Raw genomic sequence first — 15,955 nt, 5'->3', positions numbered from 1 at the left:
AGTATGGCGTCAGTCCGTGTCGGGCCTATTGGGCCAGACGGAAGACGTGGATCGAGTTGCCGCCCAGACGCGGCGTTGCCAGCCCACCAGGGGTCAGCGCAGCATGAGTCTGGTTGCTCTGGCCGGCAGCGATGACGAGATACTGGACCCCATCGACCTCATAGGTGGCGGGGGAACCGCCAACCGGGGCCTGCAGGCGGTGCTGCCAGAGGGTTTCGCCGGTCTCGTCGTCGAGCGCCTTGATGTAGCGGTCGGCGTCGCCAACAAACAGCAGGCGGCCCGATGTGGCCAGAACCGAGCTGGTGAAGCGCGGGCCCTGCTGGACGTCGAACTCATGCGCGCCGTCAGCGACGTGCAGCGCATGGAGCGAGCCGACGCCGGTGGCGTTGGGCGCCAGCGATTCGCCGAAGCCCTGAGTCATGCCCATGGCGGTCCCCGGAGCAGCTTCGCTCATCTCGCGGGCGGCCATGGTCTGGCAGGTGTTGCCGGCGGGCAGATAGAACAGGCCCGAATCCGGGCTGTAGGCACTGGCCTGCCACAGGCGACCACCCGGGATGGCCGGGCAGAAGGTCACCGGCTCACCGAACTCGGTGGGGATGATCTCGACGTTGGCGGTGGCCCGTCCGGTCACGGGGTCGATATCGCTGACCACGTTCTGATAGACGGTTTCCTCGGCCCAGATGAATTCGCCGGTCGCCGCGTCAAGCCCGAAGGTAATGCCGTTCTTGCCGGGGGTGGTGACGATCATCTTGCGGGTTTCGCCATCGACTTCCGCATCGATGATCAGGCGCTCGAACGGCGAGTCGAGGTCCCAGTTATCGCGCGGCAGGTGCTGGAAGTACCAGGCCAGCTCGCCGGTATCGGCGTGCAGAGCCAGGGTCGAGTTGGTGTAAAGGACGTCATTGTCACCGGTGCCGCGGGTGATCTCCATATAGGGGATCGGCATGCCGGTGCCGTAGAACACCATATCGAGTTCAGGATCATAGGATGCGGTGGCCCAAGGGGTTGCCCCCCAGCGGTTTTCCTGCGGAACGCCGCCCCAGCTGTCCTCGAAATCGGGGTTGTCGGGATCGTTCAGCGTGTTGAAACGCCACAATTCCTCGCCGGTTTCCGCGTCATGGGCGGTGATCCAGCAGGCGCCCGCCGTGCCCACGATGGAACAGCCCGAGGTGCCGGTGAAGATCTTGCCATCGGCGACCAGCGGCCCGGCGGTGTAGCTGTAGCCGGCCTCCCAGTCGTTGACCTGAACTTCCCAGTTGACCTGTCCAGTCAGGGCATCGAGGGCCACGAGCTTGGCATCCACCGTGGTCAGGATGACGTTGTCGCCATAGAGCGCGACGCTGTTTTTCTGACGCATGGCCTGGTTGTTGTGATAGCCGCCTTCAAAGGCCGGGCGCGTGTGGGTGTAGGACCAGATCAGGTCGCCGGTCACCGCGTCGAGCGCTTCGACATAGTTGTTGTTGGTGGCCAGGAACATGATGCCGTCATGGATGATCGGCATAACTTCCTGCTGCCCGGCTTCACCCAGCGCCCAGCTCCAGACAAGATCGAGATCGCCGACCGTATCCTGGTTGATCTGGTCGAGCGGGCTGTGGCCCCAGTTATTGATCGTGCGGCGCCATTGCAGCCAGTCACCCGGGTTCGGGTCGAGGATCATCTCGTTGGTGACCGATGTGTAGGATCGCTCCACGTCCTGGGCCAGCGCATGGCCCGATGCCGCCGTCAGCGCAAGCGCCGATGTCAGGCAGATAAGTAGATGGTGTTTCATTTAGACTCCTCCCAAGAAAATCATGTCCCCAGCGGACCATGATGAAAATCGGGTCCGGCTGTGCTTTTGCGCTTACGGATATCCCGACGAATGAAACTCTGAGGGGGACGCCTCCCCGGCATCCGCGCTTTTTATTTTATTGATCGCCCTCCGCATTGGCAGCCTTGATGGCGGCTGGCGAAATTTCGGCGAGGGCAGCCTGATCGGCAGCCACTTCCTCCGTGCCGACCGGCTGGCCGATCTCGGTCATCAGATAGGCGATGATGTCTGCATATTGCTGCGGCGGCATGCTGCCGGGCGCGTCGGCCGGCATGGCGGTCGAGACGTAACCGAAAAACAGCGCCGCATTGGGGTAGCTGGCAAACGAATCGACGATGTCCGCACCATGGCACGTGGCGCAGCGCTGCTCATAAAGGGCGTCGCCGCGTGCGGCCTGCTCTGCGGTGACCAGCCCGCCTTCAACCGGGGCTGCGTCGGCCTCCTGGCCGATGGCCGCTCCGGCAAGCCCGATCGCCACGACGGCGCCGAGGCCGGTGCGCATCAGGCTGCCCTGCAGGGGTAACAAGAAATCGTGCTTCACGGCGCGCTCCTTATTTACTGTATTGATTTGTTGCATTGAATGTAGAGGGTGTCAAAGTCTGCTTCACTAAAGAACAAGAAAAAACAAGATGTTAATTCGTATATTATACGACAATATCCATAAATCCAGCCCGTGCCTGGCTTTAGTAGGATTAATTTGCCAGCGGGCCAGGATGCCATTGCGCAGCCGATAAACCGATTGTACCCATGGATGGCGGATCATGCGCCGCCGACGGATTTTTGCTCCGCAGGGGCAGTTTTGGGATGGGCAATTGTGCCTTGGACGATCGACCTTTCTGGCCAGCAGATTTTCTACCGCTTGTTCGCGGCGGTCGTGGTTGTCACAGTTCATGGCCTCGCTGCCGTCATCCTGGCGCGTTTGCTCGGCGACCGGGGGCCGCAATATGACGGCAGGCTGTCGCTCAGCCCGTTCCGCCATCTCGATCCGGTAGGGATGCTGAGCGCGGTGCTCACCCAGTTCGGCTGGAGCCGTCCGCCGCGCCTGACCACGGCGGATGTGCGGGGCGGTGTTTTCGGTATCGTGATCGTGATCCTGGGGGCGCTGGCCGTGCTGCTGGTGCTGGCCAAGGGGCTCTGGATGCTGCGCGGTGTCGTGTTTGCCGCCCTGCCAGCCGCTTCGGTCGGGGTGGTCGGCGTCGGGCTTTTGGAGCGGACCGCGGAAATGGCCGTTCATTTTGCCGTGTTCAATCTTGTTCCGCTCCCTCCGCTCGCGGCGGGACTGCTGATTGGCGCGCTGGCGCCGGACCTGTGTCGCTGGATCGAAAAGCGCATGATGTTCTTTGCGATCGGCATTGGCCTGTTGACGTTGAGCGGGATGGCCGGGATGATCCTCGCTCGCCCCACGCGGCAGTTCGCCGCCTTCATCTTCAATCTTTGAACCGGGATCGGAACGGTCTTGAGAGGGCCTGGGAGGAAACGCGTATGAGCGCATTGGCGGCAGAAGAGGAGCGCGACATCGCCCGGTTGCGGGAGTTGGCGCATGCAGTGGGCGCGGCCATGCGCCAGGTGGTTGTGGGGCAGGACAAGGCCGTGGACCTGATGCTGGTCGGGCTGATGGCGGGCGGGCACGTGCTGCTCGAAGGCCCGCCGGGCGTCGGCAAGACGCTGATGGTCCGCTCGCTGGCCAAGGCAGCGGGACTGAGCTTTTCGCGCGTACAGTTCACGCCCGACCTGATGCCCGCCGATATCACCGGCGCGTCGGTACTGGTGCCGGACGCCGAAGGGCGCACCAGGCTCGAATTCCGCAAAGGCCCGATCTTCTCCCAGCTGCTGCTGGCCGACGAGATCAACCGCGCGACCCCCAGAACCCAGTCTGCGCTGCTCGAAGCGATGCAGGAAGGCACAGTTTCGGCGGGCGGCGCGACGCTGGAACTCCCGCGCCCGTTCTTTGTGCTGGCCACCCAGAACCCGATCGAAATGGAAGGCACCTATGCGCTGCCCGAAGCGCAGATCGACCGGTTCCTGTTCCGCATTGATGTGAGCTATCCCAGCGAAACCGCCCTGGCCGAGATTCTCGATGTGACGACCGGTGCGCGCTGGGGTGAGCCCGATGAGGCGGCGTCCGCACAAGATATTCTGGCGTTGCAGGACCTGGTACGCACCATGCCGATTGCCGCCTCGTTGCAGGCAGCGGTCGCGCGGTTTTGTATTGCCACCCAGCCCGTGGACGGCAAAGCTGACAGCGATGTCGCGCGCTATGTGCGGTTCGGCATCAGCCCGCGCGGCGCACAGGCGCTGGTGCTGGCCGCCAAGGCCCATGCATTCATGCACGGGCGCAATCACGTGGCGATCGAGGACCTGCGGGCGATCATGCTGCCCGTGACCCGTCACCGGGTGCATGGCAATTTTGAAAGCCGGGCCGCCGGAATCGACATCGAGGCGCTGCTGCTGCGCCTGTTCGACGCCATCATGGACAAGGCTTGATGCGACCCAGCCCCGCCCTGCTCGAATCGCTGTCGCGCAGCCGCCTGTTTCCGGGCGTTCTGGCGGGCACCAGCGGTGTGGGCGAGCGGCGTTCGGCAACGCGGGGACCGGGGCTCGAATTCATCGACCATCGCCCCTATCAGGATGGGGACGACACCCGCCGGCTCGACCCGCACCTTTATGCCCGCACCGGGCAGTTTCACCTGCGCGAATACGCCCGCGACCAGCAATTGCCGGTGACGGTGCTGATCGATACCAGCGCCTCGATCACTGCCGGGGGCGAGGGCAAGGAGAATCAGGCGCGCGCCCTGGCGCAGATCGTCGGGTTTGCCGCCATGGCCGGAGGCGATACCGTCCAGATCGCTGTCTCGGGCCCGCGCGGGCTGCAAAAGTCGCCACGCTGGCAGGGTCTGGCCCGGGCCGAAGATCTGTTTGGCTGGATCAATGAGCTGCCGGTGGGCGCGGGCGGGCCCTTGCCCGACGCGCTGCGGCAGATCGCGGGACGCCTGCGGCGCGGTACGCTGCTGGTCATCATCAGCGACTGGTGGGACGAGGACATCGAAACAGCGCTTGGCTGGCTGGGCGCGGCAGGGTATGCGGTGCTCGCCCTTCAGGTTCTCTCGCAGGGCGAACGCGATCCCGGCGATTTGGCGTCGGGTACGGTAACATTTGAGGATATCGAAACCGGCGAAGCGACGAAAGTTGATGTCGACCACGATACGCTGGAGGCTTATCGCTCGGCATTTGCGGCGCATCAGGAGGGTTTGCAGGCCGCGTTCCGCGCGCGGGGCTGGCCTTTCGTCACCGTCACCGACGATACGGACCTCACCGAATTTTGCCTCCGGGAGTTGCGGGGGATGGGAGTACTGGCATGAATACCGCGGCGCAGCCGGCCCAGACGGGCCCTCACGCAATCGAGGTGGAAACTGTCGCCAAGCGCTTCGGGCGCGTGGTGGCGCTGGACGGGGTCGATCTCGCCGTCCCGCAGGGGAGCGTGTTTGCGCTGCTTGGCCCCAATGGCGCCGGCAAGTCGACGCTGATCGATATCTTGTGCACCATCAGCCGCCCGGATAGCGGGCAGGCGCGGGTCGGCGGGTACGATGTGGTGAAGAACCCCCGCGCCGTGCGCAACGAAATCGGGGTTGTGTTCCAGACCGCTACCCTCGACACCCGCCTGACCGTGCGCGAGAATCTTGCGTTCCATGCCGCCGTTTATCACATGACCGCCAGCGCGGGACGCCGCCGAACAACCGAAATGCTGGAACTGGCCGATCTGACCGACCGCGCAGACGCGGTGGTCGGCACGCTGTCTTCGGGGATGCGGCGCAGGCTGGAGATCGCCCGTGCGATGATGCATGAGCCCTCGATCCTGTTTCTCGACGAACCGACAGTGGGCCTCGATGCGCCGTCGCGGGCGAGGCTGTGGTCGTTCATCGACACCATGCGCCGCACGACCGGCCTGACCGTCGTGGTCACCACCCACTATATCGAAGAGGTCGAAGGCTGCGACCTGGTCAGCATCATCGACCATGGCACCATTCTGGCCACGGGGTCGCCTGCCGAACTCAAATCGGACCACGGCAAGACCCTCGTGCGGCTCACCCCGCGCGACGATGAGACCCGGACGGCCATCATGGAAGCCTATCCCTCGGCCAAGCCGGGCGTGGACGGGCAGATTCTGCTTACCCTCGAACACAATGAAAACCCCGAGGCGGTGCTCTCCCGGTTCGGCAGTGAATTGCGCCAGATTTCGGTCGATCAGCCCAGCCTTGAAAGCGTGTTCCTCTCGCTGACCGGGCGTGAGATCGGCGGCGCGCCCGCGCAGGGCAGGAAGGGGCGCGCCAATGGCTGAGCGCTCGGCTGCTGTTTCGGCGAAACGCGCTATCCCTGAGGCCTGGGTCGTTGGCCTGTCCCGGATCGGGTTCCTGATCTTTTTGTTGCTGCTGTGGTGGGTGATTTCGGCCAACGTCTCGCGCAACATCATTCCCTCTCCGCTCGCCACCTGGCATGCCGCCGGACGGCTGTGGGGCGAGGGGCGACTGCAGGGTGCGATCACGCAGAGCCTTTTTACCTATATCGGCGGATTCGGGGTGGCGATTCTCGTGGCCATTCCGGTGGGCGTGCTGATGGGGGCGTTCAACCTCTTAGGCCGGACGTTGGAAGTCTATGTCTATGCGCTTGCCGCAACACCGCGCGTTGCCTTCATTCCTCTGATCATCGTGCTGCTCGGGCTGGGCATGGAAGCCAAGCTGTTCATCGTCTTTCTCGGGGCGGTGATGCCGATCCTGATCAACACCTATGCGGGTGTGCGACAGGCTGATGAAGAACTGGTCGAGATGGCGCGCTCGGTCGGCGCGGACCGGTTCCGCATCTTTACGGCGATCGTCTTGCCGGGGGCCGTGCCCTATGTGGTGGCGGGACTGCGCATCGGGGCGACCATCGGGCTGATCAATACCGTGGTTGCCGAACTCTATACCGCGATCACCGGGCTGGGCGGGATGCTGGCGCTGTACGGCAACACCTTCCGCATGGCAGAGTATTTTGTGATCGTTTTGACGCTCGCCGCGATCGGCGGCCTGGTCACCGAGGCATTGCGTATATTTGAATCGCGCCTTACACGCTGGAAAACCTGAATTCAAACCGGAGGTATCCCGATGAAAACCAACACTGTTCTCACTGCCCTGCTGGCAGGGCTGATGCTGTCGACGGCGGTGGCCGGGCCGGCTCTGGCTCAGTCGGACGCTCCGTTCCGCCTGATCGTGACCCACCTTGAGCCCCCGCTCGTGCCCAACTCGGTCATGGACCTGGCCGTCGAGCTTGGCTATTTCGAACGCGAAGGCGTCAATGTGGAACTGGTGCGCGTGCAGCAGACCCCGTCTGCGCTGGCCGCGCTCCAGTCCGGCGATGGCGAAATGGCCAATGTGGGTGTCGATGCGCTGCTCCAGATCATCGCCTCTGGCGCCGATGATTTCCGCGCCGTCACCTCACCCAACAAGTCCCTGCCGTTCATGATCGTGGCCAAGGACGAGATCGCAACCCCCGCGGACCTGGCCGGAGCCAGCTTCGGCGTGGGCCGGGTGGGCAGCCTCGACCATTCGCTGTCGAGCCTCGTGCTGGGCAGCCTGGGGGCTGATATCGAGGATTCCGAACTGGTCAATCTGGGCCAGCCCAACGTCCGCGCGCAGGCGCTGATGGCCGGGCAGGTTGATGCGACCACCATGTCGATCGGAACCTGGGCGGAATTGCCCGACACGACCGGGCTGCACGTGCTGGTTGACCAGGACGCCTATTATGAAGGTGCTCCGGTGGTCAACAAGGTCAACGCCGTACCCGGCAATGTGCTCGAAGAGCGCGCCGAGGACGTCGAAGCGGTGATCCGGGCGCTGATCAAGATCAGCCGCGACTTCGCCGATGATCCGCAGCTGTGGATCGACGCGATGAGCGATGCGCTGCCCGACACCGATACGGCGGTGCTCGACATGCTCGCCGAGTCCTTTGCCCAGAGCTGGAGCGTCAATGGCGGCATGAGCGCGTCGGAGCTGACCTACACCGCCGACTGGCTGTATGGCACCGCCGACTTCGAAGGCCAGACCCCGCTCGCCCTCGACCAGTGGGTGGATTTTGGCCCGGTTGACGCGGCGCTCGCAGAGCTTGGTGTCGACGATCGCATGGATCCCGCCGACAGATGAGTTCCATGCCGGCCATAGACAGTTCAGCCGCTGCTTCCAGCCGGGCCGTCCCAAAGGACGGTCCGGCGCTGGAGCTGGAAGGGGTCATCAAGAGCTTTCCCACTTCCCAGGGCGGCCGGAGCACGGCCTTGGCCGGCGTTTCGCTCAAGGTCATGCCGCACCGGTTCGTGGCCATTGTCGGCCCGTCCGGTTGCGGCAAGACCACCCTGTTGCGCGTGGCCAACGGCCTGATCATCCCCGATGAGGGGACGGTCAGGGTCGGCGGCAAGCCCCCGGTCCCCGGTGCGGGGATGGGGTTCGTGTTCCAGGGGTTCCGGCTCATTCCCTGGCGAACAGTGGAAGCCAATATCGCGTTTGCGCTGGAGGCGACGTCACTGCCTGCCAATGAGCGCACCGAACGCGTGCGCCATTACATGGATATCGTGGGGCTGACGCGCTGGGCGCGCCACTACCCCGGCCAATTGTCCGGCGGCATGCGGCAGCGCGTTGCGCTGGCCCGCGCGCTGGCCGGTGAGCCCGACATCTTGCTGATGGACGAGCCGTTCGCCAGCCTCGACGCCCAGACCCGCGAGCTGATGCAGGCCGAACTTCTCGCCCTGTGGGAGCGCCGCCGCCCCACCGTCCTGTTCGTCACCCACAGCGTTGATGAGGCGCTGTTGCTGGCCGACAGGGTGCTGATCATGGGCAGCGGCTCGGTGCTTGAAGATCTGCCTATCGATATCGAGCGCCCGCGCAGCCCGTCTCTGGCCCGCGCCGACAAGCGGTTCGTCGAGATGCGCGAGCATTTGTGGACGCGAATCCGAACGCTGGTGCTTTCCGATCCCCAATCGGCCTTTTATGGCCGCGATACCGTTATCTAGAGCGCTACCGGAACTGCAATAATACAAGGACTTGGAGCAATTCGGCGAGTTGCCCTGAGGGACGAGGAAGACAAGAATGGCTGAGCAAAGACCGAACCTTTGGGGACAGATCGGAGGCGTTCACGCGATCTGGCTGCGCGAGGTCAAGCGCTCGCTGCGCGACAAGGGGCAGTTGATCGGCGGCGCCAGCCGGCCGCTGCTGTGGGTTCTGATCCTGGGGATCGGTCTCAACCCCTATTTCCGGGGCGAGGTGTATGGGGAAGTGCGGTTCGTCGTGCCCTACACCTATCTGCAATTCATCTTTCCCGCCGTCATCGTCCTCAACATCCTCTATACCTCCGTCCAGTCGGCGGTATCGCTGATCTGGGACCGTGAATTCGGCTTCCTGCGCGAGGTGCTGGTCTCGCCCATGTCGCGCAACGCGGTATTGCTGGGCAAGGTGCTAGGCGGGGCGACAACCGCCGTAGTGCATGGCTGCATGGTGCTGGCCGTCGCCCGCTTCGCAGGCGTGGCGCTGACCCTTTCGGACATGCTGGCGGCGATTGCGCTGATGTTCGTCCTGTCGTTCGGGCTGACCAGTTTCGGTATCGTCATAGCCAACCATCTCAAGGGTTTTGAGAGCTTTGGGGTGTTTTCCAACGCCGTGATCCTGCCGCTCTATTTCACCGCCTCGTCGGTGTTCCCTCTCGATCCCGCGCTGACCCGCGCCCAGACCCTGGTGACCTATCCCGAATGGCTGGTGATCGTGGTCGAGCTCAACCCGATCACCTATGCTATCGACGCCATGCGCGGCATCCTGATCGACTTCAACCAGTTCAACCCGGTGTGGAACCTGCAAGTGGTCGGCGTGATGACCGTTGCGCTGTTCGCGCTGGCGGTCTGGGAATTCCGCAAGGTCTGACGATGCAGGAACGCAAATCGAGAGTCAGAACGCTTCTGGGCGATTTTGGTCCGCTCGCGCTGATCTTTGCGCTGCTGATCGGGGTGAGCTTTCTGCCCCCCGATACATCGGCGGCGGAAGTCGACCGGCTGGGGCGGCTCAGGGTCTGCATGCCGACGCAATATCCGCCCCTGGTGACCGGTAACCCGGAAGCGCCGGGTTTCGATGTGGAACTGCTCACGGCAATTGCCCACAATCTGGGCTGGCGGCTCGACGTCATTTCTAATTCCAACATGGGGCGCGATTACAACCCGCGCAGCTGGCGCCTTACCCGCGCCCAGTGCAGCGTCATCGCGGGCGGGATTGCGCTTACGCAGACCAGCCGGTCGTTCCTCGACACCTCCGAGCCCTATCTGCGCACCGGCTGGGCCTATGTGAAACCAATCAATTCCACCCGGACCGGCGGCAAGGTCGGCGTTTATGTCGGTCTGACCGGGCTGGACAGGATCGCGCTGGCCCAATATCTGCGCGGCGCGGGCATTCAGACCGAAATCATGCGCGATCCGGCCTCGCTGGCCCGGGCGCTGGACGCGGGCGAAATAGACGCCGCGATCACCGAAGCGCTGCTCGCCGCCCAGACGTTTTCAGAAGACGATCACGATTTTTCGCTGTTGCCCGAGCCGCTTGAGCGGATCAACCTCGGCTTCGGCTTCTGGAAGGGTGACCTCACGCTGCGGCGGGCTGTCGAAGGACAGTTACATCGCCTCTGGGCCGATGGCACCGTGGACGCGCTGGCCGAAAAATACGATCTCGCTTCCGACCTGCTGCTGCATCCGGGCGAAAATCCCTCCTGAGCCCGACGCTGTTGCTGGCCGTGCCGCACTGGTGTTGCGTAAGTAGAGTTGCGGCAGGGCCCATCTGGTCGTTCATTTATCATTTGGCTTTATTCACTATAGAAAGACAACTTCCGTTCCGGTCGTCAATTCTATCATTAATGGCATAGTATAATATGCTTTTTGTGATCGATCCCGAACGGTCGAATGCTTAGTTTATTCGCTGTCAAGATGAAATCACGATGAGGGGTTGGGGAAAGCGTCGCAGGTTGAGTTTGATCGCCGGATTTACCGGGAATTAACGCGAGCTAGCGATAAAGTTGCTGGCCAAAATCAATCCCCACTTGAAAGTTGGTCAAAATGCTTCATTTTTCGGGCTCCGAGCGCGTGATGGACGATGACAAGATCATCGTCAGCAAGACCGACCCAACCGGTCGGATTGCTTATGCATCGAGCTATTTTCTGGAAATTTCCGATTTCACCCTCGACGATCTCCTGACCCAGCAGCACTCGATCGTGCGCAATCCCAATGTGCCGCGCTGCATTTTCAAGCTGCTCTGGGAGCGGCTGAAATCGGGGCGCGAGGTGTTCGCCTATCTGGTCAACCGCTCCAAGGGTGATGACCACTACTGGGTGTTCGCCCACGTGACGCCCACCATCGACGAGCGCGGTGAAATCACCGGCTACCACTCGAACCGCCGCAAGCCCCGGGTCGAGGCGCTTAAAAAGATCAACGAACTCTACACGCAGCTGCTGGCGGTCGAGGCTGGAACCAGCAACCGCAAGGCCGGGCTGGAAGCCAGCTATCAGATGCTGACGCAGTTTCTTGCGGAACAGGGGCAAGACTATGAAGAATATATCCTCACTCTCTAAGGTCCTGTTGCTGGTCGGCGTACAGGCGATTTTGACCTCGGCGGCGCTGGTCCTGCTGGCGCTGGGATTTGAGCCCCTGCCGGTGCCCATGGCACTGCTCGCGCTGGCTCTGGTCAGCTCGGGCTTTGCCGTTCTCGGCCTGCGCGCCCTGCGGGCATTCCTTGGGCATGTGAGCCAGGTCGGCTCGGCAGTTGCCGCCGGAAACTTCTCCGAGCGGCTGCAATTGCGCGCCGAATATGGCGATGTGTTGCGGGCCGGGCATGCGATCAACGACATGATCGACGTCAACGACGCGTTCGTGCGCGAATCTGCCCTGGCCATGACCGCGGCCAGCGAAGGCCGGTTCTATCGCAAGATCGGGCCCGAAGGCATGCGCGGCGCGTTCCTGATCTCGGTCAACACCATCAATGCCGCCATCGACCGGCTGGCCGACAGGCCCGCATTGATGCGCGATTTGCAGCAAGCGTTCGGCGAAGTGGTCGACGCGGCCGTGGCCGGGGACTTTTCCAAGCGGGTCGAGGCCCAGTTCCCCGATCTCGAACTCAACACGCTGGCGCGGGGCATCAACAATCTCGTCGCCACCGTTGATCGCGGATTGGGAGAAACCGGCGAGGTGTTGGCGGCATTGGCCGATACCGACCTCACCAAGCGGGTGGAAGGGGACTATCAGGGCTCGTTCGCCAAACTCAAGGAAGACACCAACGCGGTAGCCGACAAGCTCAGCGAAGTGGTCGTCCAGCTCCGCTCGACGTCGCAGGCCCTCAAGATCGCCACCGAAGAAATCCTGACCGGCGCCAACGATCTGAGCGAGCGCACCACCAAGCAGGCGGCCACCATCGAGGAAACCTCGGCGACCATGGCGCAACTGGCCAGCACGGTGGCCGACAATGCCCGCATGGCCGAAGACGCCGACGAGCAGGCGCAGGCGGCCTCCCAGGGCGCAGCGCAAAGCGGCGCCATCATGGACAAGGCCACCGAGGCGATGGAGCGGATCACGGCAAGTTCGGCCAAGATCTCCAACATCATCGGCATGATCGACGACATCGCGTTCCAGACCAATCTGCTGGCGCTCAACGCGTCGGTGGAAGCGGCGCGGGCCGGCGATGCGGGCAAGGGCTTTGCCGTGGTTGCAGTCGAAGTGCGCCGTCTGGCCCAATCGGCAGCCAGCGCCTCGGGGGACGTCAAGGCCCTGATCGACCAGAGCGCCAATGAGGTGCGCGCCGGCACCGCGCTGGTGTCGGATGCGTCGGGGCAGTTGACCACCATGCTCAAGTCGGTCAACGCCAACGCGACGCTGATGCAATCGATCGCACAGGCCAGCCGGGAGCAGGCGGCGGCGATCGACCGGGTCTCGATGGCGGTGCGCGCCATCGACGAGATGACCCAGCATAACGCCGCTCTCGTGGAAGAGACCAACGCCGCCATCGAGCAGACCGAAGGCCAGGCGAGCGAACTCGACCAGATCGTGGGTGTGTTCAGAATCTCCGGCCAAGCCGAACCCTATGTGCTGGCCATGGAGAGGGATCGCGACGCCTCCCGCGCCGCCTGATCGGGCATCGGGCAAGGGCGTTTCCAATAAGCGCTGAAATGATCTGAAGGCCTGTTCCTTTCGCCGCTGGCGCAGGAGCAGGCTTTTCGGCTGGAAAGCGCAAAGTCTTGATCCGATATCGGTGAGCCTTTTGCCGCAGCGCGATTGTCGTTGGCAGCGCGGATGCCTATATTCAGCAAAGAAGGTTCGTCGCACCTGCTGGTCGCGATGGGGCTTCTGATTCCGATCAAGTGCGTGAGGATGAGCAGCCTGCGTGATGGCTGTAGTTCAAGCGCGGTGGGCCGTTTGGGCCCATGGGGAATGTTAAAAGTTGATCGTCGCTGGCTTTTGCCACGCACTATTTCAGGAAGGAAAAAGGCTTCATGTCCGATGAACGCAGCATGACAGATAAGAATCATGCGTCTGCCTCAACCATGAGCACTGGAGCACCCGCTGCGAGTGATCGCAATTCGCTGACCGTCGGCCCCGATGGTCCAATCGTCCTCCATGATGTTCATTTTCTCGAACAGATGGCCCATTTCAACCGCGAAAAGGTGCCGGAGCGTCAGCCGCACGCCAAGGGCGCAGGGGCCTTCGGTGTGTTTGAAACCACCGAGGACGTGTCCGCCTATACCAAGGCCGCGCTGTTCCAGAAGGGCGCATCCACCGAAATGCTGGCGCGGTTTTCGACCGTGGCCGGCGAGATGGGCAGCCCCGATACCTGGCGCGACGTGCGCGGCTTCTCGCTGAAATTCTACACCAGCGAAGGCAATTACGACCTCGTCGGCAACAACACGCCGATCTTCTTCGTGCGCGATCCGATGAAGTTCCCGCACTTCATCCGCAGCCAGAAGCGGCTTCCCGATTCCGGCCTGCGCGACAACAACATGCAGTGGGATTTCTGGACCAACAATCCCGAATCCGCGCACCAGGTGACCTACCTGATGGGTGTCCGTGGCCTGCCGCGCACCTGGCGCAACATGAATGGCTATGGTTCGCACACCTATATGTGGATCAACGCCAAGGGCGAAAAATTCTGGGTCAAGTATCACTTCCACACCGAACAGGGCATGGAGTTCTTCACCAACGAAGAAGCGACCGCCATGTCGGGATCGGATGCGGACTTCCACCGCCGCGACCTGTTCGACGCCATCGAACGCGGCGAGCACCCGAGCTGGATCCTGTCGGTTCAGATCATGCCTTATGAAGAGGCCAAGACCTACAGGTTCAACCCGTTCGACCTGACCAAGACCTGGCCGCACCAGGATTACCCGCTGATCCGGGTGGGTAAGATGACGCTCAACCGCAATCCGGAAAACTTCTTTGCCCAGATCGAGCAGGCGGCGTTCTCCCCCGGCAACACGGTGCCTGGTATCGGGCTTTCGCCCGACAAGATGCTGCTGGGCCGCGCCTTTGCCTATAACGACGCGCAGCGCAACCGTATCGGCACCAACTTCCATCAGTTGCCGGTCAACCAGCCCAAGGTGCCGGTGAACACCTATATGTTCGACGGACAGATGGCGTATCACCATTCGGGCAACGCCCCGGTCTATGCGCCCAACAGCTATGGCCGCCAATGGGCCGACGAGACCGGGCCGGTCGATGACAGCTGGGAATCCGATGGCCCCATGGTCCGCAGTGCCTATACTCTGCGCGCTGATGATGACGACTTCATCCAGCCGGGCATTCTCGTACGCGAGGTGTTCAACGACGACGAGCGCAACCAGTTGGTCGATACCGTGGCCGGCAGCCTGCTGGGCGGCGTACGCGAGCCGGTGCTGAGCCGCGCCTTCGACTATTGGAAGAGCGTTGACGCCGATATTGGTGCCCGCATCGAGGAAAAGGTGCGCCACGGCAGCGCCCCCAAGCCCGCCGAGGGCATGGGCGAAGCCTGACCCATCGCAAAATGATTGCCTGCCCGCTGGCCACGTGTCAGCGGGCAGGATTGTTCCTCTAACTTTATCGTGCCCGCTGCACCGCCCCTGACCTGAATGGGTCAGTTCAAGACATCAGGCGGACGTGGCGACCGCGTCGGCTTGCTTGACTTCGCGATGCTGGTCTTCCACCAGCCCCTGCTTCCAGTAGCTTGAGATGTACAATTGGGCGGGTGACAGGCCACGCTCCCCGCGCAGATAGCTGCGAGCGCGGCGCATTTCGTCAAATTCCGTTGCGCACCAGCCGTAAACCTCGCCATCCCTCCAGGGCACGGCTCGGAGAGCGTGTTCAAACACATCCGGATTTTGGTCGGGATTGACCAGCCACTCAATCTCAATCCCCGCCGGATGGCGGAACTCCTGCCGGTCCGCTTCGGTCTGGATTTCGATGATTGCATGCCCGACGGCATGGTCCGGCAACGCCTCAAGGGCGACGGCGATGGCCGGCAAGGCGGTCATGTCGCCAGCGACCAGATACCAGTCGGCGTCCGGCGGCAGCAGTTTGGCCGGGCCGGGGCCACCAGCCGCGATCCGGTCGCCGGGGCGGGCCGCTTGCGCCCACGACACCGCCGGGCCACCAGCGCCCGCCTCGCCATGGAGCACAAAATCGATATCCAGTGCGTCGGCGGTCTGCCGGCGTATCGTATAGGTGCGCACCGAAGGCTTGTCCGTGGGTGCCGGGCCGGGAATGCGCAATTTCAGATAGCCGCCATCCTGGCTGTCGGGAAAATCGTCGAGGGCTGCGCCGCCAATCGAAACACGGAGCATGTTGGGGGTGACCACGCTGGTCGACAGGACATCGAATATTCTTGGTTCTGGACGGCGGCTCATGACTTCCTCGATACGGCAACATAACTAGAGTGATTTAGTATAGTTTCTTATAGTCATTGCTCAAATGATATCAAGTCCGCGGCGCCGACATGGGGCGGAAGGCGATGGGCGGTGCGCGCAAAATATCCAGAGTGATCGACAATATCGCACACCCTGTGCGGGTTAATCTCATTGCTATCGGGCAGGAGCGGCGCTATCAAAAAACCTGATTATTTAACTCATGATTAAGGTATGGC

General features: G+C 62.7%; 15 protein-coding genes. 12 read left to right on the top strand and 3 right to left on the bottom strand.

Features of this window, described 5'->3' with window-relative positions:
* Positions 1–25: 25 nt before the first annotated feature.
* Positions 26–1,768 carry a pyrroloquinoline quinone-dependent dehydrogenase gene (locus VNS12_RS11820; RefSeq protein ID WP_325488044.1) on the bottom strand — a complete coding sequence of 581 codons (1,743 nt, stop codon included), beginning with the start codon at positions 1,766–1,768 and terminating at the stop codon, positions 26–28.
* Positions 1,769–1,904: 136 nt separating this feature from the next.
* Positions 1,905–2,348: a c-type cytochrome gene (locus VNS12_RS11815; protein ID WP_325488043.1), complete on the bottom strand. Its 444-nt coding sequence runs from the start codon at positions 2,346–2,348 to the stop codon at positions 1,905–1,907.
* A gap of 273 nt (positions 2,349–2,621) precedes the next feature.
* Between VNS12_RS11815 and VNS12_RS11810 the strand changes: the two genes are divergently transcribed.
* From VNS12_RS11810 to VNS12_RS11755, 12 genes are all read left to right on the top strand, one after another.
* Positions 2,622–3,245 carry a zinc metalloprotease gene (locus VNS12_RS11810; protein ID WP_325488042.1) on the top strand — a complete coding sequence of 208 codons (624 nt, stop codon included), beginning with the start codon at positions 2,622–2,624 and terminating at the stop codon, positions 3,243–3,245.
* A 44-nt stretch (positions 3,246–3,289) separates the two neighbouring features.
* Entirely contained in the window at positions 3,290–4,291 is a 1,002-nt protein-coding gene (locus VNS12_RS11805) for an AAA family ATPase (protein WP_325488041.1), read from the top strand.
* A complete protein-coding gene (locus VNS12_RS11800; protein WP_325488040.1) occupies positions 4,291–5,166 on the top strand; it encodes a DUF58 domain-containing protein in 876 nt (291 codons plus the stop codon). Before VNS12_RS11805 ends, VNS12_RS11800 begins: the two co-directional genes overlap by 1 nt.
* Complete coding sequence (locus tag VNS12_RS11795; RefSeq protein WP_325488039.1) at positions 5,163–6,143, top strand: ATP-binding cassette domain-containing protein; 981 nt, start codon at positions 5,163–5,165, stop codon at positions 6,141–6,143. The genes VNS12_RS11800 and VNS12_RS11795 overlap by 4 nt, the downstream gene beginning before the upstream one ends.
* The gene (locus tag VNS12_RS11790) at positions 6,136–6,924 is read left to right on the top strand and encodes an ABC transporter permease (protein WP_325488038.1); all 789 of its coding nucleotides are present in this window, start codon (positions 6,136–6,138) and stop codon (positions 6,922–6,924) included. The genes VNS12_RS11795 and VNS12_RS11790 overlap by 8 nt, the downstream gene beginning before the upstream one ends.
* Positions 6,925–6,945: 21 nt before the next feature.
* Complete coding sequence (locus VNS12_RS11785; protein WP_325488037.1) at positions 6,946–7,980, top strand: ABC transporter substrate-binding protein; 1,035 nt, start codon at positions 6,946–6,948, stop codon at positions 7,978–7,980.
* The gene (locus VNS12_RS11780) at positions 7,977–8,840 is read left to right on the top strand and encodes an ABC transporter ATP-binding protein (protein WP_325488036.1); all 864 of its coding nucleotides are present in this window, start codon (positions 7,977–7,979) and stop codon (positions 8,838–8,840) included. Before VNS12_RS11785 ends, VNS12_RS11780 begins: the two co-directional genes overlap by 4 nt.
* 76 nt (positions 8,841–8,916) lie before the next feature.
* Entirely contained in the window at positions 8,917–9,741 is an 825-nt protein-coding gene (locus tag VNS12_RS11775; RefSeq protein WP_325488035.1) for an ABC transporter permease, read from the top strand.
* A gap of 2 nt (positions 9,742–9,743) precedes the next feature.
* Positions 9,744–10,574 (top strand): substrate-binding periplasmic protein, encoded by an 831-nt coding sequence (locus VNS12_RS11770; RefSeq protein ID WP_325488034.1) that lies wholly within the window; start codon positions 9,744–9,746, stop codon positions 10,572–10,574.
* A 339-nt stretch (positions 10,575–10,913) separates the two neighbouring features.
* On the top strand, positions 10,914–11,426 hold the full coding sequence (locus tag VNS12_RS11765; RefSeq protein WP_325488033.1) for a PAS domain-containing protein: 513 nt from the start codon (positions 10,914–10,916) through the stop codon (positions 11,424–11,426).
* Entirely contained in the window at positions 11,401–12,975 is a 1,575-nt protein-coding gene (locus VNS12_RS11760) for a methyl-accepting chemotaxis protein (protein WP_325488032.1), read from the top strand. The genes VNS12_RS11765 and VNS12_RS11760 overlap by 26 nt, the downstream gene beginning before the upstream one ends.
* A gap of 380 nt (positions 12,976–13,355) precedes the next feature.
* Positions 13,356–14,849, top strand: coding sequence for a catalase (locus tag VNS12_RS11755; protein WP_325488031.1), 1,494 nt, complete (start codon positions 13,356–13,358; stop codon positions 14,847–14,849).
* 114 nt (positions 14,850–14,963) lie between these two features.
* Here VNS12_RS11755 and VNS12_RS11750 read toward each other — a convergent pair whose 3' ends face one another.
* The gene (locus tag VNS12_RS11750) at positions 14,964–15,719 is read right to left on the bottom strand and encodes a siderophore-interacting protein (protein WP_325488030.1); all 756 of its coding nucleotides are present in this window, start codon (positions 15,717–15,719) and stop codon (positions 14,964–14,966) included.
* Positions 15,720–15,955: the final 236 nt, after the last annotated feature.

Source organism: Pelagibacterium sp., from assembly GCF_035555455.1.
Classification (GTDB): domain Bacteria; phylum Pseudomonadota; class Alphaproteobacteria; order Rhizobiales; family Devosiaceae; genus Pelagibacterium.
Note: the sequence above shows the minus strand (reverse complement) of the source record. Positions and strands in the feature narration are given on the sequence as shown.